A 2,580-nucleotide genomic window follows, 5' to 3' on the forward strand; every position below is an offset into this window, starting at 1 on the left:
TCGCGCTCGAAGCGCCCGCCCGCGTTGCGGTACAGGAACAGGCCCTCGTCCTGGAACGCGAGCAGGTCGACGCGGCCGTCGGCGTCGACATCGAACCAGGCGTAGCTGCCGATCTGCTGGTCGGGCAGCCCCAGGCCGAAGGCCTGCGCGACCTCCTCGAAGCGCATCGGGCCGACGCGCCGGTACAGCTGCTTGGGGAAGTCGCCGCTGAGGGCCTCGCGGTCGTAGCAGTTGACGAACAGCTCGAGCGCGCCGTCGCCGTCGACGTCGACCCAGTTCGCGTGCCGGCCCGAGCAGCCGCGCTTCTCGATGCCGGCCTCGACCGTCACGTCGTCGAGCTTGCCGACACCTCGCGTCACGAACAGTTCGTCGCGCACCTGGCTGCGTGCGTGCTCGGGCAGCTGCAGGAGCTTGCCGGCCAGCGCGCCGCGGGTGATGAACAGGTCCGGCACGCCGTCGTCGTTGATGTCGGCCCAGGCGTGGGCGTGACGGTCCTGCATCGCCAGCGAGAACGTCGTCGCCTTCGGCGACACCTTGCCCAGGCCGACGAAGATCTGGTCGGGGTGCAGGCCACCCGTGAAGTCGAACTGCAGCGGCAGGCCCTGCCCGCCGGGCACCAGCACCAGCCGCGAATCGGCCGTTGCGCCGAACTCCAGTTCGGTGCCGCCGCGCTCGCCGTCGCGGAACTCGGTCTTGCGCACGTCGAAGGCGCCCGGGCCGGCCACCTTCACCGGGTCGAGCACGCGCATGCGGCCGCGCCACGCGCCCAGCTCGGCGCTGCGGTGCGCCTGCACCACCACGTTCGTGCCGCGCCAGTACACGTACACACCGGGCCGCTCCGGCGTCGGGGTGTCGAACGACAGCTCGGCCAGCGGGAAGTCGCGGCTCTGGTCGAGCCGCCAGTCGCTGAGCACGTCGCGGAAGCCGCCCCGGCCGTCGCCCAGCCACAGCACCTGGCGGAAGTGGTGGTTCGACGTGTAGACGTCCATGTGGCCGTCGCCATCGGCGTCGACGACGCCGATGTCGAACAGCCGGTCGGTGGTCTGCTGCGGCAGCGCGTGCGCGACGAAGCCGCCGTCACGCCCCCGTGCCCAGTACAGCGCCAGCGCGCCGGCGAGCAAGGCGATGCCCAGGACGATGCCCCATCTGCGCACTTCGAACGAGCCCCCGTTTGTCGAACGATCCGATGCCGGCGCACCACCGCCCGCCCCGGGGCCGTTGCTGCGATGCGGGAAAGCGATTCACTATAGTGGAAGCCCCTGCGTGCAGGAGTGCCGCATTCCGCGAACGTTTCAACGCGAAACGCAGGTTCAACACGGGCATCATCGCGCGCTGCGGCATCCCTGCAGCGCTGCGGTCGCGGGCGCCCGGGTGCGCGTGTCTCCGTTCGACATGAATCTAGGCCAGACCATCCGGCACGGCGTGAAGTGGACCTTCCTGGGCAACACCGGAAGCCACGTGCTGCAGTTCCTGTTCGGCATCGCGCTGGCGCGGCTGCTGGTGCCGGCCGACTTCGGTGCGCTCGTCACCGTGCAGGCGTTCACCGGGTTCGTCGGCATGCTGGCGGCCGGCGGGCTGGGGCAGTCGCTGATCCGCGCCAAGGAGATCGCCACCGACGAGTTCAACGCCGTGTTCACGCTTCAGCTGCTGATGGGCACGCTGATCTACGCGGCGTTCTACCTGCTGGCGCCGCTGGTCGGCAGCTACTTCGACAACCCGCTGTACACCGACCTGCTGCGCGTCACGGCGATCAGCTTCGTGATCCGGCCGTTCGCGTCGATCCGCTTCGCCTGGCTCAACCGCCACATGCTGTTCGACAAGCGCGCGATCATCGAGTTGAGCGTCGGCCTGCTGACGGGCGTGGTCAGCGTGGCGATGGCCTGGACCGGCATGGGCGTGTGGAGCCTGGTGTTCTCGGGCATTGTCGGCGCCTTCGCCACCAACGTGCTGCTGTCGTTCATCGTGCCGCTGCACCTGCGCCTGCGCTGGCAGGTCGAGACGGTGCGCAAGCACAGCCGCTTCGGCGTGAAGATCACGCTGGCCGAGCTGATCAGCTACATCCGCGTGCAGGCGGTGTACCTGATGGTCAGCAAGAGCTCGGGCCCTGTCGACCTGGGCCTGCTCACCCGCGCCGAGAGCCTGGCGCGGCTGCCCAACCGCTTCATCACGCCGGCCACGGGCCCGGTGGTGTTCCGCGCGATGAGCAAGGTGCAGGAAGACCTGGACCAGACCAAGTACCTCTTCTACCGCACCATCACGCTGCTGAGCGTGTACATCAGCCCGCTGCTGGTGGGCGTGCTCTGGCTGGCCGAGCCTCTGGTGCACGTGCTGTACGGCCCGAAGTGGATGCAGGCCGTGGTGCCCGTGCAGATCATGGCCGTGGCCGGGTTCGTGCTGCCGGTCGCCCGGCCGGCCAGCCTGGTGCTGCAGGCGCAGAACCGCATCGGCAGCGAGATGGTGGCGCAGGCGGGCGCACTGGTGTTCGCCGTCGTCGCCTGCCTCTTCGCGCTGCGCTGGGGGTTGGAGGGCGTGGCCTGGACCATCGTCGCGACGCACGTGCTGACCATGGGCTGGCTGTAC

Annotated in this window: 2 protein-coding genes; one reads left to right on the plus strand and one right to left on the minus strand. The window is 69.5% G+C overall.

Annotated features, from left to right (window positions below):
- Positions 1 to 1,154 (minus strand): VCBS repeat-containing protein (locus PKC53_RS17490; RefSeq protein ID WP_324430950.1); only part of this gene is annotated, 1,154 nt, incomplete at its 3' end.
- Positions 1,155 to 1,422: 268 nt separating this feature from the next.
- On the opposite strand from PKC53_RS17490, the gene PKC53_RS17495 reads away from it, so the two are divergent.
- Positions 1,423 to 2,580 (plus strand): lipopolysaccharide biosynthesis protein (locus tag PKC53_RS17495; protein ID WP_324430952.1); only part of this gene is annotated, 1,158 nt, incomplete at its 3' end.

Origin of the sequence: Azohydromonas sp. (assembly GCF_035325925.1) — a bacterium.
Lineage (GTDB): Bacteria > Pseudomonadota > Gammaproteobacteria > Burkholderiales > Burkholderiaceae_C > Calidifontimicrobium.